At 42.5% G+C, this 18,610-nt stretch carries 20 protein-coding genes; 18 read left to right on the plus strand and 2 right to left on the minus strand.

Going from position 1 to position 18,610, the window contains the following annotated elements:
• Positions 1 to 6 precede the first annotated feature (6 nt).
• The 15 genes from FTV12_RS03280 (at position 7) to FTV12_RS03350 (ending at position 10,967) form a co-directional block, all read left to right on the plus strand.
• On the plus strand, positions 7 to 555 hold the full coding sequence (locus FTV12_RS03280; RefSeq protein ID WP_166139438.1) for a type II secretion system protein: 549 nt from the start codon (positions 7 to 9) through the stop codon (positions 553 to 555).
• Positions 545 to 1,129: a type II secretion system minor pseudopilin GspI gene (gene gspI, locus FTV12_RS03285; protein ID WP_171521873.1), complete on the plus strand. Its 585-nt coding sequence runs from the start codon at positions 545 to 547 to the stop codon at positions 1,127 to 1,129. Before FTV12_RS03280 ends, gspI begins: the two co-directional genes overlap by 11 nt.
• Positions 1,126 to 1,752 carry a type II secretion system minor pseudopilin GspJ gene (gspJ, locus tag FTV12_RS03290; RefSeq protein WP_166139440.1) on the plus strand — a complete coding sequence of 209 codons (627 nt, stop codon included), beginning with the start codon at positions 1,126 to 1,128 and terminating at the stop codon, positions 1,750 to 1,752. Before gspI ends, gspJ begins: the two co-directional genes overlap by 4 nt.
• A 14-nt stretch (positions 1,753 to 1,766) precedes the next feature.
• Positions 1,767 to 2,738 (plus strand): type II secretion system minor pseudopilin GspK, encoded by a 972-nt coding sequence (gene gspK, locus FTV12_RS03295; RefSeq protein WP_180033497.1) that lies wholly within the window; start codon positions 1,767 to 1,769, stop codon positions 2,736 to 2,738.
• A gap of 160 nt (positions 2,739 to 2,898) precedes the next feature.
• Positions 2,899 to 3,495, plus strand: a complete 597-nt coding sequence (locus tag FTV12_RS03300; RefSeq protein ID WP_166139444.1) for a 6-carboxytetrahydropterin synthase — start codon at positions 2,899 to 2,901, stop codon at positions 3,493 to 3,495.
• A 45-nt stretch (positions 3,496 to 3,540) separates the two neighbouring features.
• A complete protein-coding gene (gene ung / locus FTV12_RS03305; protein WP_180033498.1) occupies positions 3,541 to 4,254 on the plus strand; it encodes a uracil-DNA glycosylase in 714 nt (237 codons plus the stop codon).
• On the plus strand, positions 4,251 to 5,372 hold the full coding sequence (locus FTV12_RS03310; protein WP_180033499.1) for an enoyl-CoA hydratase/isomerase family protein: 1,122 nt from the start codon (positions 4,251 to 4,253) through the stop codon (positions 5,370 to 5,372). The genes ung and FTV12_RS03310 overlap by 4 nt, the downstream gene beginning before the upstream one ends.
• A gap of 6 nt (positions 5,373 to 5,378) precedes the next feature.
• Positions 5,379 to 5,894, plus strand: coding sequence for a tRNA adenosine(34) deaminase TadA (gene tadA / locus FTV12_RS03315; RefSeq protein WP_104425959.1), 516 nt, complete (start codon positions 5,379 to 5,381; stop codon positions 5,892 to 5,894).
• A gap of 62 nt (positions 5,895 to 5,956) precedes the next feature.
• Positions 5,957 to 6,391, plus strand: coding sequence for an SRPBCC family protein (locus tag FTV12_RS03320; RefSeq protein ID WP_166139449.1), 435 nt, complete (start codon positions 5,957 to 5,959; stop codon positions 6,389 to 6,391).
• A 14-nt stretch (positions 6,392 to 6,405) separates the two neighbouring features.
• On the plus strand, positions 6,406 to 7,089 hold the full coding sequence (gene cmk, locus FTV12_RS03325; RefSeq protein ID WP_166139451.1) for a (d)CMP kinase: 684 nt from the start codon (positions 6,406 to 6,408) through the stop codon (positions 7,087 to 7,089).
• 110 nt (positions 7,090 to 7,199) lie between these two features.
• Positions 7,200 to 8,876 carry a 30S ribosomal protein S1 gene (gene rpsA / locus FTV12_RS03330; RefSeq protein ID WP_004783987.1) on the plus strand — a complete coding sequence of 559 codons (1,677 nt, stop codon included), beginning with the start codon at positions 7,200 to 7,202 and terminating at the stop codon, positions 8,874 to 8,876.
• A gap of 164 nt (positions 8,877 to 9,040) precedes the next feature.
• A complete protein-coding gene (locus FTV12_RS03335; RefSeq protein ID WP_005097312.1) occupies positions 9,041 to 9,346 on the plus strand; it encodes an integration host factor subunit beta in 306 nt (101 codons plus the stop codon).
• A gap of 22 nt (positions 9,347 to 9,368) precedes the next feature.
• On the plus strand, positions 9,369 to 9,734 hold the full coding sequence (locus tag FTV12_RS03340) for a lipopolysaccharide assembly protein LapA domain-containing protein (protein WP_005236124.1): 366 nt from the start codon (positions 9,369 to 9,371) through the stop codon (positions 9,732 to 9,734).
• Positions 9,735 to 9,977: 243 nt separating this feature from the next.
• The gene (pyrF, locus tag FTV12_RS03345) at positions 9,978 to 10,658 is read left to right on the plus strand and encodes an orotidine-5'-phosphate decarboxylase (RefSeq protein WP_166139453.1); all 681 of its coding nucleotides are present in this window, start codon (positions 9,978 to 9,980) and stop codon (positions 10,656 to 10,658) included.
• An 87-nt stretch (positions 10,659 to 10,745) separates the two neighbouring features.
• The gene (locus tag FTV12_RS03350) at positions 10,746 to 10,967 is read left to right on the plus strand and encodes a hypothetical protein (protein WP_005236122.1); all 222 of its coding nucleotides are present in this window, start codon (positions 10,746 to 10,748) and stop codon (positions 10,965 to 10,967) included.
• A 101-nt stretch (positions 10,968 to 11,068) separates the two neighbouring features.
• Here the strand turns inward: FTV12_RS03350 and FTV12_RS03355 are convergent, their stop codons facing one another.
• Together FTV12_RS03355 and FTV12_RS03360 are read right to left on the minus strand one after the other, a co-directional pair.
• The gene (locus FTV12_RS03355; protein WP_179992442.1) at positions 11,069 to 11,977 is read right to left on the minus strand and encodes a lysine exporter LysO family protein; all 909 of its coding nucleotides are present in this window, start codon (positions 11,975 to 11,977) and stop codon (positions 11,069 to 11,071) included.
• Between the two features lie 65 nt (positions 11,978 to 12,042).
• On the minus strand, positions 12,043 to 13,539 hold the full coding sequence (locus FTV12_RS03360; protein WP_180033500.1) for an NAD(P)/FAD-dependent oxidoreductase: 1,497 nt from the start codon (positions 13,537 to 13,539) through the stop codon (positions 12,043 to 12,045).
• A gap of 144 nt (positions 13,540 to 13,683) precedes the next feature.
• Here FTV12_RS03360 and FTV12_RS03365 point away from each other — a divergent pair, with 144 nt between their 5' ends.
• The 3 genes from FTV12_RS03365 (at position 13,684) to FTV12_RS03375 (ending at position 18,455) form a co-directional block, all read left to right on the plus strand.
• A complete protein-coding gene (locus tag FTV12_RS03365) occupies positions 13,684 to 14,691 on the plus strand; it encodes an AraC family transcriptional regulator (RefSeq protein WP_180033501.1) in 1,008 nt (335 codons plus the stop codon).
• Positions 14,692 to 14,774: 83 nt separating this feature from the next.
• A complete protein-coding gene (zapE, locus tag FTV12_RS03370; RefSeq protein ID WP_166135048.1) occupies positions 14,775 to 15,926 on the plus strand; it encodes a cell division protein ZapE in 1,152 nt (383 codons plus the stop codon).
• 363 nt (positions 15,927 to 16,289) lie between these two features.
• The gene (locus FTV12_RS03375) at positions 16,290 to 18,455 is read left to right on the plus strand and encodes a malate synthase G (RefSeq protein ID WP_034702314.1); all 2,166 of its coding nucleotides are present in this window, start codon (positions 16,290 to 16,292) and stop codon (positions 18,453 to 18,455) included.
• The last annotated feature ends 155 nt before the right edge of the window (positions 18,456 to 18,610 follow it).

An 18,610-nucleotide genomic window follows, 5' to 3' on the forward strand; every position in this document is an offset into this window, starting at 1 on the left:
TTGCCTATGATCAGATCACATCACGCCTCCATTCGTGGATTCACTCTAATCGAAGTGATGGTGGTGATTGTGATTATGAGTATTATGGCGTCATTGGTTGTATTGAATATTGGTGGGGTAGATCAGCGCAAGGTAATGCAGGCGCGGGAAGTCCTGTTACTGGATTTGCAAAGAATCTTGCGGGAATCCAATGATCAGTCTCGTATTCTTGCGCTTGATGTTCAGGCTGCCACTGATGTTTCACCATTTCGCTACGGGGTCGTGGAATATCGCGCCCTTAATCCAGCAGAACCCACTTTAAATCAGCAGAAATGGCAAAGCTATGCGGAGTTTAATCTGCGTAATTTGCCAGAGCAGGTCTCTTTCCGGATTCAGTCTTTAGAGCAGCGTTATAATAATGCCCAAAATCGGGATCTTACTGAAGCCAATGCACCCAAGCTGATCTGGTTAGGCAATGGTGAAGTTAAACCGGTCAGAATCCAGTTCTATCTGGAAGATCGTGTAGTGGGCAATCCGATTGAAATTGATCACTTGGGTAAAGTCCATGAAAGCTAGGGTTTTCAAGCAGAGTGCCGGAGCTGATGTAATCAAGCCGTTTAAGTCAAATGCTGATCGTGCGCAATCCGAGTATAGCTCTTCGTCTTGCGCAGCGGTGAAACAGCGTTTCACTCATCGCGGCTCCTCAAGCACAGCTTTCGGACTTTTTTGCGCGATAATGCCGCTCAGGTCGAGGATTACTCGACTTAATCGTGCCTCAGGATTTACCTTGCTGGAAGTGATGGTCGCGCTGGCGATCTTTGCCACAGCAGCCATGACCCTGACTAAAGTTGCTATGCAATATACCCAATCGACTTCGAATGCCATTTTGAGAACCCAAGCCCAGTTTGTTGCCTTGAATGAAGCGGCACTGATGGAAATTAATCAGCAGTGGCTTACTGGTACAGAATCTAAACAACTCACTCAACAGGGCGAAACCTGGCAAATTGATAAGCGCAGTGAACCCACTGTAAGTCCTAATGTACAACGCATTGAATTACAGGTGAGTCTGGTCAACACTGAAACCGGTCAGGCAGAAAATGGAATTAGCAGCTTGATGTTCTTTAATCACCGGATGAATGAAGCGCCATGAAGTCTAAGGGATTTACGCTGGTCGAACTACTGGTTGCTATTGCTATTTTCGCCGTACTCTCTGCTCTAGGCTGGAAAGTATTTGATTATATTGTACAAACCAAAGACCGTAATGCAGTGCATGAACAGCGCTTAAGTCAGTTGCAAGATACTTATCAGCAGATCTTGCGTGATACGGTGCAGGCGGTGCCTTTAACGGCCAATATTAATGGTGATATTCAGCCGGCACTGGTTTTGCAAAACGGACGTTTTAACTTTAGTAAGACTGGAGTCACCGATCCTCTGGAAGAGGGGATTTCTCCAGATGAACGGGTTGAATATCAGTACCGGGCAGATGAACAAAAACTCTATCGCCTGAAATACCGGAATTTAAACCAGACCGGGCGTGATCAACCTGAATCCAGTGTGTTGTTGTCCGAGGTTGAGCAGTTTCAGATCGTAGTACTTAATCCAAATGAAATGACCCAATGGCCAGACTCATCTTTTGATTTAAATCAGATTGAGCAAAAACAGCGTTTACCCAAAGGCATTAAAATTAACTTAATGGTTAATGGGGTCAGTTATGAGTGGATTTTCAGTTTATTGAATACAGATTTCCTGCTTGAAACCCAAAAGTTAACCTGACAAAGAATAATAAAATGCAGATGAACAAAGCAATGATGATCAAACAGCAGAAGGGGATTGCTCTGATTACCATTCTAGTGATGGTGGCACTTGCAACTATTTTGGCTGCGACTATTGCTAAACGTCAGGCCGCAACTGCTGAAAGCACCGCCTATTTAATGCGACAAAACCAGTCTTTGATGTATGCCAAAAGTGCTGAAGCGTTTTTTTCTGAATTGCTGGTCGATGACGCAGAGAATGCAGCGGAAGTTGATCATTTAAATGAAACCTGGGCGCAGCCAATGCCGGCTTTTCAGGTTGAAGATGGTTATGTCTCGGGAATACTGCAAGATGAGTCAGGTAAGTTTAATTTAAATAGCCTGATTACAGCAGAAGGCACGGTGAATGAAAATGCTAAAGCCTGGTTCGAGCTGATATTAAAACGTGCTGGATTGCCAGAGCAGTTGAGTGAAGCCGTGATCGACTGGCAGGATGAAGATGAAATGCCAAGTGGACCAATGGGCGCAGAATCCAATTATTATCAGGGCTTGCCGAATGGTTCTCTACCTCCGAATGCCAAATTTCATAGCGTTGAAGAGCTGAAACTGGTACGAGGCTTTGAAGAAAACAAGTACAAACTAATTGCACCTTATCTAAGTACTGCGCCTGTAGCAGATACTACGGTCAATATTAATACCGCATCTGCATTTCTTTTGGCGAGCATGGATGAAAAGCTGGATGTGAATGCCGTGCAGCAATTGCTGGATCGCCGTCAGGCAAATCTGGAATATTTTTCCAATGTAGCTGATCTTTGGACACTAGAACCCTTTGCTCAGGTGGATGCAGCCAAACACAACCTGTTTAATAACCTGCTTGGGGTGCAATCCAATCACTTTAAAGCACGTATCGAAGTGATGCTGAGTGAGCGTAAACGTCAGTTTAGTAGTGATCTGGTGCGGCAGGACAAGAAGGTTTATGTTGCCTATCGAAGCATGGCACCTTTTTAAAATTCCACCATTTTTAAATAATCTCATTTTTTGGAATTTAATCTGTTTTCGCTTCAATCCCTTTTGCCTATCATGACGAACTGCAAAATTAATCCTCATCGGTTTACTTTTGCTTTATAATTGAAATTAATTCACCTATTTTTTGACGACATTACGGCATATGTTAATTCGTAAGTTATTTAAGTTTGAAAATGCTCATATTGTGCGTAACTGCACCTCGGATCGCTGTAAACGTTCGATTCATGGTCACAGTTATAAAGTTGAGTTATTGCTGAAAGCGTCGAAGTTGGATCATGGCCAGATGGTATATGATTTTGGTCTGCTCAAAGGGGTGATTAAGGATTTTTTTGATTCTTTTGACCATGCGATCTGCTTTTGGCAAAAAGATGATCCTGAATATATTCAGGCATGCAAGAATTTTAGTGCACGCTGGGTATCTTTGCCGGTTTCGCCATCTGCAGAACAGTTTTCACGTATTTTCTTCTTCTTGGCTCAGCAGGTACTGATATCTACTGTCACCCAGAATGGTGAAGGGGATGTTGAAGTTTACTCTGTGATTGTCCATGAAACTGATACCGGCTATGCGCAAAGCTTTCTGGAAGATATCCAGAATGAACAAATGGGTCCACTTAGCCTGGAACAGATTGAATTCTCGGAGCAGGTGCGTGCAGAATGGACAGATCCAGAGATGTTTGCGAAACTGAAACAGGGTCTTCCATTTCATAATCCGGCTGTGGATCTGCAAGTCCAGCCTTAAAAATTCGAATATAAACGCAGACTGACATAGATTTAGGATTGAAGCATGTCTTTAAATGAACAGCAAATTGCCAAACTGAATAAAGTTCAGTTAGATGACAGCTGGAAATATGGACTCAGTGAGTTTTTATTGAGTCCAAAAATGGATGCGTTAAAAACGTTTTTAATTGAAGAAAAAAAAGCAGACAAGGTGATTTATCCACCGAATCACCTGATTTTTAATGCTTTGAATACGACGCCATTAGACCGGGTTAAAGTGGTGATTATTGGTCAGGATCCTTATCATGGTCCGAATCAGGCGCATGGTTTAAGCTTCTCGGTGCAAAAAGGGGTTGCATTACCTCCATCTTTACGTAATATTTTTCATGAGTTACATAATGATTTAGGCGTAAAAATCCCTAAACATGGTGATTTAACTCATTGGGCGGAACAGGGTGTACTTTTGCTCAACGCTGTACTGACCGTAGAGGCTGCACAGCCAACTTCACATCAGAAACGTGGTTGGGAAGAATTCACAGATCACGTCATTGATGTATTGAATGAACAACGTGAACATATCGTTTTTATTCTTTGGGGCGCATACGCACAGCGTAAAGGACAGCGCATTGATCAAAATAAACACCTGATCTTAAAGGCGGCACATCCTTCGCCTTTGTCAGCAAACCGCGGTGGTTTTTTTGGTTGTAAAGTTTTTTCGAAAACGAATAATTATCTCAAACAACATGGCATTGAGCCTATAGATTGGCAGCTGGACGCATGACTTATTCTCCTGTAACTAAACCTTACCATCCGGACCTGATTGTTGAACAAGCCAATAATGGCTGGCGCATTGTACGCCTGAATCGTCCAAAATCATTACACGCTTTAGATGAATCTCTGGTTTCTGCACTACTGGAAGTTTTTCAGGACTTTCATACAGATGACAGCGTAAAAGCGATCTGGCTGGATTCAACTACCCCGAAAGCATTTTGTGCCGGTGGGGATGTACGTAAGCTGCGTCAGTTAGTAATTAATGATGAAGTGGCAACCGCTAATAAGTTTTTTGAACAGGAATATGCGCTAGATCTATTGCTGCATAACTATGCCAAGCCGGTATTGGTGTGGGGTGAAGGTTATGTTATGGGTGGTGGTTTAGGCCTGTTTATGGCGGCTCCATTCCGTTTGGTGACGCCGTATTCACGTCTGGCCATGCCTGAGATTAATATCGGTTTATATCCAGATGTGGGTGCGACCCGCTTCCTGGCAGACCGTGGAGCGATTGGTCTGTTTACGGGTTTAACGGGTTCAATCATGACCGCTGCTGGTGCTTACGGTATTGGCTGGGCGACTCATATCTGTGATGCACAGCGTGATTCAGTATTAGATAAGGTCGTAAATATAGACTGGGAACATTATCCAGCTGGCGATTTCCGTGCGATTGATGATACCTTGAATAGTATGCATCGTCCGGTAGGCCCGGGTCCTCTGCAAAACTCACTGGATGTAATCCACAGTGTATGTCGTGGAATGAACTTTGAACATGACTATGAATCGATTATCGGTCTAAGTGATGCGCGCAGTGACTGGTTGCGTCAGGCCAGCGAAAACCTGCAAAAAGGTTCACCTGCAACCGCTGCTCTAAGCTGGTTATTATGGCAATGGGGTAAACAGGTTCATTCATGGAATGAAATTTTTGAACTGGAAACCCAGATTTCAGATTGGAAAATCCGTCATCCTGATTTTGTTGAAGGTGTACGTGCACGACTGGTTGATAAAGATCTGTCTCCAGAATGGCAAAAGGGTAGTGATTTAAGCCTGAAAGGCATTCTGTCTCAGAATCCACCGATAACCACCATTGAAAGCTGGAATGAGCTACTCAAGCACTATGATGTGATTTAAGTCTGAATGTCCGAAACACAATTTACCGATGAATACTGGATGCGGCTTGCTTATGAGCAGGCTGCACTTGCTGCTGAGCAGGGTGAAATTCCTGTAGGTGCGGTGATTGTCAGTCAAAATCAGGTCATTGGCCGTGGCTACAATGCGCCTATTTCTTTAAATGATCCGACTGCCCATGCTGAAATCGTAGCATTACGTGAAGCTTGTCAGAACCTGAAAAACTACCGCCTGCCTGAAGATGCTGTCCTCTATGTAACTCTGGAACCGTGCACCATGTGTGTAGGTGCATTGGTGCATTCGCGTATTTCACGGGTCGTTTTTGGTACAAATGAGCCCAAAGCAGGTTCTTTGGTGAGTGCACGCAAGCTTTTTGAGACTGGCTACTATAATCATGTATTTCTATTTGACTCGGGCTGTATGCAGCAGCAGTGTGCTGAGCAGTTGAGTGCATTTTTCAAGTTGCGTCGTGAACAAAAACGCCAGCTGAAATTGCAAGAAAAATTACTGAATGCTCATAAATAAATCGAATCTAATTCGTTAAACTTTGCTCACTTTAAAATCATTTATTTTCAGGAAAAAGAAAAATGAAAAATGCGATTCAGGTAAAAAAAGAATTCCCAGCAGCGATTGATAAGGTTTTTGAATTGCTGTCTAAACACGATGCTTATAACGTGGCTTTTGCACCAATGCAGGTGGAACGGATTAAGGATTCGGCAGACCCTGAGCGCCCAGATGGGGTGGGTTCTGTGCGTAGCATGGGTTTAGGTCCAGTCAAGCCGCTAAAAGAGCAAATTACCTTGCTAGAGCCGAACTCCCGTATTGAATACAAGATCGTAAAGAATCCTTTGATTAAACATCATTTGGGTATTATTGAATTTGAAGCATTGGATGATAACAAAAGTCTGGTGACTTATACGATAGAATTGCAGGCGCGTTTTCCATTTGTCAGTAAATTAATTCTTGCACAGCTTAAAACAGGGATTAAACTAGGCCTCGCAAAACTTGCAAAATCTGTATAAATAACGGGAAAGTAATGACAGTTCAAATTATTACCATTGATGGTCCAAGCGGATCTGGCAAAGGCACACTGGCTGCAAAACTGGCAGCACATTACCAGTTTCATTTACTGGATTCAGGGGCTTTGTATCGTTTATTAGGACTGTCATTGCATCACCATAATTTACTCGATGAACTGGATACTAAACTGGCTGAATGCGTACAAATTGCAACAAATTTGGACATCCGATTTGTCAGTACTGAATCAGGTGTTCAAGTATGGCTGAATGGTGAAGATGTCTCCCAAACTATCCGTACTGAACGTGTCGGTGAGTATGCTTCAAAAGTTGCTGCAATTCCTGAACTTAGAACCGCTTTGGTGGCCCGGCAGCATGCTTTTGCTCAAGCCCCTGGTCTGGTGGCAGATGGCCGCGATATGGCGACCAGTATCTTCCCAGAGGCACAAGCCAAGATTTATTTGACAGCTTCGGCTGAATCCCGTGCGCAAAGACGTGTAAAGCAGTTGCAGGGTATGGGGCTGGATGTTAAAATAAACGACATTTTAGCTAATATCGAAGCGCGGGATAAACGAGATATGGAACGCACTGTTGCTCCGCTCAAACCTGCTGCTGATGCGTACATCATCGACAGTTCAGATCTGAATATCGATGAAGTATTCAAGCTGATGACCACATATGTGGATCAGCAATTAGCTCAATAACCCTATTATTTCAGCAGACGCATAGCTTGATCAGTTTTATATGGACTATGTAGATGCTTAATTAAACCGGCCTTGTCTGATCCAAGACCGCTGACTTTATCGGATATATCATGACCGAATCTTTTGCAGCCCTCTTTGAAGAAAGCGAATTAAACCTCAACGTTGAAAAGGGTGCAGTCATCCAAGGCGTTGTAGTAAGCATCGACTCTGATTGGGTAACTGTTGACACTGGCCTTAAATCTGAAGGCGTTGTTGACCGTGCTGAGTTCTTAAATGAACAGCGCGAACTTGAAGTTCAAGTTGGCGACACTGTAGACGTAGTTGTTGAAGCACTTGACAACGGTATGGGTCAAACAGTTCTTTCTCGCGAAAAAGCTAAACGCGCTGAGACTTGGACTAAACTTGAAAAAATCTTTGAAGACGGCGAAATCGTTACTGGTGTTATCTCTGGTAAAGTTAAAGGCGGTTTCACTGTTGACATCGGTCCAGTTCGTGCGTTCCTTCCAGGTTCTTTAGTTGATACTCGTCCTATCCGTGATACTACTCACTTGGAAGGTAAAGAGTTAGAATTCAAAGTAATCAAACTTGACGCTAAACGTAACAACGTTGTTGTTTCACGTCGTGCTGTTATGGAAGCTGAATCTTCAGCTGACCGTGAAGCGCTTCTTGCTCAGCTTGAAGAAGGTCAAACAGTTACTGGTACTATCAAAAACCTTACTGACTACGGTGCATTCGTTGACCTTGGCGGTATCGACGGTCTTCTTCACATCACTGATATGGCTTGGAAACGTATCAAGCACCCATCAGAAGTTGTTGAAGTGGGTCAAGAAGTTACTGTTAAAGTACTTAAATTCGACCGCGAACGTAACCGCGTATCTTTAGGCCTTAAACAATTAGGCGAAGATCCATGGTTAGCGATCATGAGCCGTTACCCTAAAGGTTCTATCGTTAAAGCTCGCGTAACTAACCTGACTGACTACGGCTGTTTCGCAGAAATCGCTGAAGGCGTTGAAGGCTTAGTACACGTTTCAGAAATGGACCACACTAACAAAAACATCCACCCATCTAAAGTAGTTCAGATCGGTGACGAAGTTGATGTTATGGTTCTTGAAGTAGACGAAGAGCGTCGTCGTATTTCTCTTGGTATCAAACAAACTCGTGCTAACCCATGGGAAGAGTTTGCTAAGAACCACGACAAAGGTGAAAAAGTTTCAGGTACTATCAAGTCAATCACTGACTTCGGTATCTTCATCGGTTTACCAGGCGGTATCGATGGTCTAGTTCACTTGTCTGACATCTCTTGGAACGAACAAGGCGAAGAAGCGATCCGTCGTTACAAGAAAGGTGACACTGTTGAAGCAGTTATCCTGTCTGTAGATGCTGAAGGCAACCGTATCAGCCTTGGTATCAAACAATTGAACAGCGATCCGTTCAACGATTTCTTAGCTGCTAACGAACGCGGTGCGCTTGTTAAAGGTACTGTAACTGCAGTTGACGCTAAAGGCGCTACTGTTAAGTTAGCTGATGAAGTTGAAGCAACTCTTAAAGCATCTGAAATCAACCGCGACCGCGTTGAAGATGCGACTAAATTCCTAGAAGTTGGTCAAGAAGTTGAAGCTAAGATCATCAATGTAGATCGTAAATCTCGCTCTATCAACTTGTCTATCAAAGCGAAAGACGAAGCTGAAGAGAAAGAAGCTGTTGCTAACCTGAAAACAGCTGCTGCTGGTCAAGACAATGGTCCTAAAACTATTGGTGACTTGATCAAAGCGCAAATGAATCACTAAGAGTAGATGGTGAATTGTATTGTTAATGTAAGTTAAGTAATACTTTTTACACAAATACTGTAAACGGTAGCGTAGTATTTAATTATTGCGCTACCGTTTTGTATTTAAACAGGTTATTATCGGAAAATAGATCCCGAGTAGCTTGATAATTAAAGAGGTCGCAGATGACTACTGAAGCACTTAATAAGTCTGACTTAATAGAGCGCATCGCGCTAAAGAATCCGCATTTGGCTGAACCTTTAGTGGAAGAAGCAGTTAAAATTATGATTGATCAAATGATTGAAGCTTTATCATCTGATAACCGTATTGAGATTCGCGGATTTGGCAGCTTTGCATTGCATCATCGTGAGCCTCGTGTGGGTCGTAATCCTAAAACTGGTAAATCTGTTGAAGTTGCAGCAAAAGCTGTTCCACACTTTAAGCCAGGTAAAGCACTTCGTGATGCAGTAAACGAATCTGCAAACAAATAAACAAGATATTTACGGGGTGTTCATGCGTTACGTTCTGGTCATTCTTTTATTGCTCGTCTTTGGCTATTCATTAGCTTTGGTGTTGCAAAACGGGACTGAGGTCTCAGTGGACTTGTTATTTACTCAAGTTCCTGCAATGCGCTTAGGGTTATTGCTCCTTTTGACTCTTTCCTTAGGAATAGTGGTTGGCTTGTTACTCGGTGTGCAGGTTTTCCGCGTTTTTCAGAGTAATTGGGAAATTAAACGACTACGTAAAGATATTGAACATCTACGTAAGGAACAGTTGAATACTGCCAAGATGATGGCAGCAGAAGCGGCAGCTCATACACGACATGAGAAAACAGTATTAGATATTAATTCTAATGACAGGCCATCGGCACCGCTTTAGACAAAAATGAGAAGTCGAAGTAATCTACTGATTTTTTTACTTCGCCTGTTTTGATTAAACGCCTTTTAGCTTAGCTTCTAAGGCGTTTTTTTATTGTTAAATTATATTTAGAAAAAATATATAAAAATTATATAAATAAATGACTTAATTTGAATCAAAAAATCATTTTTGCGAAAATATTCTTGGTTGTTATAGGGCTAATCCGTATAATGGTTTAATTTTGTCAATTTGAAGGGTCTTCTCATGAGTATCATCGTTGCACTGGATGCTAAAAGTCAATTTGATGCCTTAACGATTGCAGAGCAGCTCGATCCTGCCTTATGTCGAGTAAAGGTGGGCAAAGAGTTATTTACTCATGAAGGTCCTATCATTGTAAAAGCACTTCAAGACAAAGGTTTTGACGTGTTTTTAGATCTGAAGTTCCATGATATTCCGAATACCACTGCACAAGCGGTATGTGCTGCGGCAGACTTGGGCGTGTGGATGGTCAATGTCCACGCTTCAGGTGGTCGTAAAATGATGGAGACCTGTGTTGAGCGTTTAAAAGCAGGTAACTATAAGACTCAACTCATTGCGGTAACTGTGTTGACTTCAATGGGGCGTGAAGACTTGAAAGATATTGGCTTGGATATCGAGCCTAATGAACATGTAAAACGTCTGGCTCAACTCACCAAAGACAGTGGCCTGGATGGGGTGGTCTGTTCCGCACAAGAAGCGAAAATGCTGCGTGAAACCATTGGACAAGACTTTGCACTGGTCACTCCTGGGATTCGTCCTGAAGGTTCAAATGCAGACGATCAAAAACGTATTGTGACACCAAAGCAGGCAATGCTGGACGGATCAACACATCTGGTGATTGGTCGACCAATTACCAAGTCTGAAAATCCTCGTCAAACCCTAAAAGATATTCTGGCAACATTGTAATTCCGGTTACCTGATGAAAAGCCTTTCATATGAAAGGCTTTTTTTATACATTGAGAAAAGCTGTATAAAAATAAAAAGGAATTTCAAATGAGAATAATAAAGACACCAGAACAAAAGATGCTAGAACAAAGGCTGGAGATGGAAAAAATAGCAGATCAGTTCGAACAGCAGGAAAAATATAAACAACAGGCACAGTCGGGTTCATGGGACTGGATGTCAGGCCTTGATAGCATAGATATTGTAGAACTCGCTTCAGAGATGATGGAGACAGTAGGAGATTCATTGAGTAGGGTTGATTTGAATTTTTAATATTCCGTAGTTTATTTTATTTCTAATTGAATCCCCCTAAATCCCCCTTTATGAAAGGGGGACTTCTCCTCCCTTTAAAAAAGGGAGGTCGGGAGGGATTTTTAAATTACCGCCAACACACTTACCGCTACTGGCGCCAATACAGATAAAATAAAACCGCTCACCATGGCATGTGGAATAAAATCATTGCCACAGGCCTGTTTGACCATGGGTAAAGTCACATCCATCGCAGTCGCACCTGCAGCAGAAATTGCTGATCTTGGGTAACGCCAGCCGGCACAATACATCAGTAAAATCGCAAAAATTTCCCGAAACAGGTCATTCATCAGGGCAATACTACCCAGTTCTGCATTTCTCAGTTCTGTGACGACAACACCCGACATGGAATAAAAACCATAACCTTGCGACAGCATAATCAGGTCTTTTAAATGAATATCTGGATTCCAGAAAGAATAGACAATTGCTGCCACGCATGAACCAGCAATACAACCTGCCGGAACCAGCAGGATTTTCCAGTTCAACCATGAGCGATCAAGTGGTGAATAGGCAAGATCCAGTCCAATCAGAAACATAAAGACCAGTAATAAATGCCAGGTGCTGATTTGAATAGAAAGACCCATTTGAGTGGAACTATAATGCAGCAAGTAGCCAGCGGCTAAGGCGAAGAACGCATAACTGATATTGATCAGTGATTTAATCACTAGCTCAGTGGAGACTCGTCCAGAAGAAGGTTGAAAATCTGCCCATTTAAATAGCAGATAACAACAGCCAAATGCCCCAATAGAGGTGAGAAAAGCAATTGTAATAGAGGTATTTAGAATCTGAGCAGGATGAGGTAATTCCGCTAAAAGTTCAGAAAACTCAAAAGCGATGGCAATCAGTAAGATATAACTAAAATAAGGAAGAACCTTAAAGCAGATTTTTGTGAAGGGAGCAGGAAGCCGTTTCGCAAAAACAAAGCCAAGTGCTAAACAGACCAGAAGTTGGGATACTAACCAAAGCGATTGCATAATAAAAAAGTATGATAAATCAGTCTTTATTATGCCATCGCTAGCACTATGTATGTGAAGGGCTTTTAACTGGCTTTATTTAAAAAATAGTAATCTGCCGCATTAAGGGTTTTGATTTTGAGCCAGTATTTCCAGGTATAAGTGGGCCACAAGGCAAAATTTTTCCCACCTTCCTGTTGATACCAGCTGACACAGCCAGATTGCCAGACCGTATTATCCAGCATATGTTGGACATCCTGATTGAATTTTTCCTGTACCTGATCTTTGACCACAATTGCATCACTATGTGATTGATCCACTAGAGCGATCATTTGTAGGATATAACTTACTTGGGCTTCAATCATGAAAAGCACTGAGTTATGTGCCAGCACAGTATTCGGTCCTAATAGCTGGAACAGATTCGGAAAACCTTTCACACAGATTTCATAATAGCTTTCGGCACCATCTTTCCAGACATCATTCAAGTGAATGCCATTCAAGCCAGTGCAATCAAAATTTTTCAGATAAATTCTAGGATCAGTAATAAATCCGGTACCGTAGATCAGGCAGTCAATCGGACGTTCTTTACCATCTGCTGTAATAATACTGTTTTCGGTCACTTCACGAATGCCTTCAGTCACTAGTTCCACATTTTTACGGTTAAAGGTGGGGAAATATTGATTAGACACCAGAATCCGTTTACAGCCCATGATGTAATCTGGGGTTAATTTCTTGGCAGTTTCCTTGTGTTTGACCTGATAACGAATATAAGCTTCAGCCAGTTTCTGAGCATATTTCATGACAGCTGGTTTAACGATAGGCACCACGCGTGATTCATTGGACCAGTACAGCCGAATACGGTGTAACTTGCGGAACCATTTATATTTGGAAAACAGCTTTTTTTCCAAGTCATGATATAGGCGCTCATCCCGTGGAATGACCCAAACCGCAGTGCGTTGCAAGACATAGAGCTGTTTGCATTCGGGTGCAATTTCAGGGATATATTGAATTGCACTGCCACCTGTCCCAATCGATGCGACATTTTTTCCCTTGAGATCATAATGATGATCCCAGTGAGAAGAATGAAAGATTTTGCCCTTAAATTTTTCAATGCCCGGAATATGGGGAATTTGAGGAATATGTAAAGGGCCAGAGGCAAATACTACAAACTGGGCTTCCAGAATGCTTTGATCCTGCAGATGGATCTGCCATAAGCATCGGTCTTGCTGGTAATGAACCCCAAGTACTTCGGTATTCAGCCGAGCAAAAGCCCGAAGATTATAATCACTGACTAAATCCTGAATATAGCTAAAAATTTCCGGTGCTTCGGCATAGCGTTTTGACCAGTCAGTTTTGGGAGCAAAGGAAAGGGAATACATATGTGATTGCACATCACAGGCCGCTCCCGGATACTGATTATCGCGCCAAGTTCCACCAAAATCGCTATCTTTTTCTAAAATAATAAAATCATGGATGCCTTGCTGCTGTAAACGTACTGCCATCGCTATCCCGCCAAAACCGGCACCGATAATGGCCACTTTGGTATAAGGATGAGTGTGGGTAAGGCTTGTATTGTCCAGCATCTTCGCATTCCTTGCTTATTTTAATAATGGATAATTATCTTGATTTATTAACTGGCCATTAGATATAAAATTGATCTAAACGGCAATAGCCGACTGCTTATTTTTATAGTACAACTAGAGCTATCACATTGTATTTGTATGGTTATGAAACGTTCTGTTCTCAGTCTGATGTATCTGATCCAGGGCATGCGCAAGGCTGGCATAGAGGTCGATCAAAAACTGCAAAATATCGGCTTGCGTGTTGATGCGCTTGATCCGACTTCAATTATTCACCCAAGCGTGGAATATGATGTGCTCAAGGTGGTGGGTCAGGATATCCAGCCAGAACAGGGTTTATTGATCGGCCAGCATTATGCATTGGCAGGTTATGGGCCTTTGCTGATGTTGTTGGTGACCAGTCCTACTGTACGTGATGCGATGCACCAGGTGATTCGTTTTCAGCAATTGACGCATCTTACCGGTCAGTTGGGAGTGGAGCAAAGTGAGTACCGCAGTGCGCTTTGCTATTATCCCAAGAAAACGGAAGATCATCTGGGAATGCTGGTCGCGCAAGCTGAGATTTCAGGTACTTTCAAGTTCATTCGCGATATTTACAAGATGATGGGTTTGTCCAAGCCTGACTTGCAGATTGAACTGCCTTTCGCCGCACCGGAACAACCTGCTACCCAGAAAATCTATAATGATTATTATGGAACACAGGTACAGTTTGGTGCTGCAAGAGCTGCATTCTGGTTTGATGAGGCCATTTTGGATATCCGAATTCCTTCAGCAGATGCGGAGACCTTTGCAGTCTATGAAGCAAAGTGTCTGACTGAACTGGAACGTCTGGCGGAAGATGCTGATGTCCCGACTGTGGTACAGCGAGTACAGGATTATCTGGAGCTGCAAACCGGTTTGATGCCGAGTATGGCTGAAACGGCTCAGGCTCTGAATATTCCAGAACGTACTTTACGCCATCAATTACAGCAGTTCGATACCAGTTATAAACAGATTCGCGAAGAGATTATTAAAGATAAAGCTTTGCGACTCATTGAATATAAACAGTATTCGATTGAAATGATTGCAGAGTTATTGGGTTATTCCGAACCGGCTGCTTTTAACCATGCCTTTAAGCGTTGGTTTGGGCAAAGTCCTCGGCAATATATAAAATAGCCTAAGTTAGTTAATGCCAAAGTGTTATAGTGTGCGTTCTAAACTCCGCTATAATTAAACAGATCCTGAATAGTACGAAACCTATGTCCGATTTTAATTCACAGCACAGCACCGCTTTTAGTCCGATCTCTCCTGCAGAACGTTATGCACAGGCTTTGTCTTCAGGACAGTTTATGCCTGATGATGCACAGGCCATGGCAGTACATGAGCTGAATCGTACCTGGCTGGAATTAATTCAGCGCTTCAAAGCGTCTAAAAAAGCCTTTCGCCGTTTTCGTCGTCAGACTTCGCCAAAAGGCGTATATATGTGGGGCGGAGTAGGTCGTGGCAAGACCTGGCTCATGGATCAGTTTTATGAATCGATTCCATTTCGCCGTAAAACCCGTATGCACTTTCACCATTTCATGCAACATGTGCATCGTGAATTAAACAAGCTTTCGGGTCAGCGCAATCCTCTGGATCTGGTAGCGGATCAGATTTATAAAGATGCTGTGGTGATCTGTTTTGATGAATTCTTTGTATCTAACGTGACAGATGCCATGATCCTGAGTGATCTGTTCCAGAAGCTGTTTGAGCGTGGCATTACGCTGGTGGCAACTTCGAACATTGCACCAGATGGTTTATATAAAAATGGGATTCACCGTGACCGTTTTCTGCCAACCATTGAAATGGTCAAGAAAAACTGTGTCATTCTGAATGTAGATGCCGGTGTGGATTACCGTTTACGTGTCTTAAAGCAGGCGCAATTATTCAAATATCCACTAACGCATGATAATAAAAACTGGTTGGCACATCGCTATACCGCACTGACTCAAACCCAAACCTCTTCTCAAGAGCCAATCATCATCAATAACCGCATTGTGGAAACTGTGGCCCATACTGAAGATGTCTTGTGGTGTGAGTTCTCTGAACTATGTCTAAAACCGCGTAGTCCAGCTGACTTCATTGAAATTGCGAATATTTACAATACGGTATTAGTCAGCAATGTGCCGCATTTAACCGATTTCCTGAATGATGCCACACGCCGTTTCATTTATCTGGTCGATGAATTTTATGACCGTGGAGTCAAATTACTATTGACCTCAGAAGATAATATCGTTGATCTTTATAAAGGTGAGCGACTGGCTTTCGAAATTGAACGGACTCGTTCACGCTTATTGGAAATGCAGTCAGATGAATACCTGCATTCTGAACATCGCCAGATCGAGAAAATAGCTTCAAGTGAGCCTGAATAAATACAACAAGCGCTGGTCATGACCGGCGCTTTTTTATGCATTCCATTGCGTCAAAGATCGACAAGCTCAGCCAAACATGGCTTAATCTTGATCTAAATATGACCTTGTATAAAAAGAACGGACAACTTTTATTCAAAAATCTGAACTTAAGTCTAATTTCTACATTTCAAAAACTTTATACACTGTCATGAGGGTATTTAGCAGGATGATATTGCATCGTGTGTGACATCATTTAATAAGAATATGAGGGTATTCTTATTAGAAAAATGCTCATTATTTTGCGGTGTGATAGTACTATTCAGCTAGATTTTAATCGGTATACTAGAATCTCTTGTATAAAAAGTAGCAATATCAGGAAAGACAATGACTGCACGTATTCAAAAAGGCAAGTTAGCGATTGCTAAAGAACTTTACGATTTTATCGAAAATGAAGCACTACCAGGTTCTGGTTTGGACAGCGAAACATACTGGAAGAACTTTGAACAAGTCGTTGTTGATCTTAGCCCTAAAAACAAAGCACTTTTGGCTAAGCGTGATGATATTCAAGCTAAAATTGATGAATGGCATCGCAATAACACATTTGAATTACAAGCTTACAAAGCTTTCTTGACTGAAATTGGCTACTTATTACCAGAAGTAGAAGATTTCCAGATCAGCACTGAAAATGTAGACGAAGAGATTGCACTATTGGCTGGCCCACAGCTGGTAGTTCCAGTACGTAATGCACGTTACTGCCTGAACGCAGCGAATGCACGCTGGGGTTCTTTATACGACGCTTTATACGGCTTCGACGTGATCTCTGAAGAAGATGGTGCTGAAAAAGGTAAAGGCTATAACCCGAAACGTGGTGAGAAAGTTATCGCATTCGCGAAAAACTTCTTAAATGAAACATTCCCGCTGGCACAAGGTTCACATGCTGATGCAACCAAATATGCAGTTGAAGGTAATGCACTGGTTGTAACGCTGAAAGACGGCTCTACCACAACTGTTGCGGATAGCTCTAAATTCGTTGGTTACAATGGCGAAGCTTCTGCACCGACTGAAATTGTATTGAAAAATAACGGCCTGCATGCGATCATCCAGATTGATGCAAACAGCCCAATTGGCCAAACAGATGCTGCAGGCGTAAAAGACGTTGTGCTTGAAGCAGCTGTAACGACGATTCAGGACTTGGAAGACTCTGTTGCAGCAGTTGATGCTGAAGAAAAAGTAGAAGGCTACCGTAACTGGTTAGGCTTGATGAAAGGTACGCTTGAAGAGTCTATCGAGAAAAATGGCAAGACCATTACCCGTAAACTAAATGCTGACCGTACTTTCAAAAATGTTGAAGGCGGTGAGACCAAGGTTCATGGCCGTTCATTGATGCTGCTTCGTAACGTGGGTCACTTGATGACAAACCCGGCGATCCTTGTAGATGGCGAAGAAATTTATGAAGGCATTATGGATGCATTGGTAACTCCATTGCTTTCTGTGGCTGATATCCGTGGTGAGAACACGATCAAGAACTCACGTACCGGTTCTATGTACATCGTTAAGCCAAAAATGCACGGTCCGGAAGAAGTTGCATTTGCGGTTGAACTGTTTGAACGTGCTGAACAGGCGCTTGGTTTACCTGCGAAAACGCTGAAAATTGGTATCATGGATGAAGAGCGTCGTACTTCGGTTAACCTGAAAAACTGTATTGCTCAGGCAAAAGACCGTACCATCTTCATTAACACCGGTTTCATGGATCGTACAGGTGATGAAATCCATACCTTCATGGAAGCAGGTCCGTTCGTGCGTAAAGGCGAAATCAAAGGCCAAAAATGGTTCCCAGCTTACGAAAACCGTAACGTCATGGTAGGTCTACAAACAGGTCTACGTGGTAAAGCACAGATTGGTAAAGGCATGTGGCCAAAACCAGACATGCTGTTAGACATGTACAAAACCAAGACTGAACATCCTGAAGCAGGTGCAAGCTGTGCATGGGTTCCATCTCCAACAGGTGCAGTGATTCACGCGATTCACTACCACCAAATTAACGTGGCAAACCGTCAGCAAGAATTGCTTGCAACTGAAGCGTTGCCTTTAGATGATTTGTTGACTCCACCTCTTGCAACTGATACCAATTGGTCTGAAGAAGAGAAACTGAAAGAACTGGAAAATAACTGTCAAGGTATCTTGGGTTATGTTGTTCGTTGGGTTGATCTGGGTGTAGGTTGTTCTAAAGTTCCAGACATCAATGATGTGGGCTTGATGGAAGACCGTGCAACTTTACGTATTTCTTCTCAGCATGTTGCCAACTGGTTACGTCATGGAATTGTAACGCGTGAACAGGTTGAAGAAGTAATGCAACGCATGGCGAAAATTGTGGATGAGCAAAATGCGAATGATCCACTGTACAAGCCAATGGCTGCTGATTTTGACAATAGTATTGCATTCCAGGCTGCTTCTGATCTGATCTTCAAAGGTGGTGAACAGCCATCAGGCTATACAGAGCCGCTTCTACATGCAGCTCGTTTAAAACTTAAAGGTTATACAGGTGACTAATCCTGTAACTTGAAAAAAAGCCTCTTCGGAGGCTTTTTTATTGCTCTTAAAAAAGATCTAAGGATAAAAATGTTCTTTTGGAAGGTAAACTAACTGACTGAACACCTAAAACAGAACAATGTCACAGAAGAAAATTTTAATAATAATTATCTGTT

Origin of the sequence: Acinetobacter sp. YH12233 (assembly GCF_013417725.1) — a bacterium.
GTDB lineage: Bacteria > Pseudomonadota > Gammaproteobacteria > Pseudomonadales > Moraxellaceae > Acinetobacter.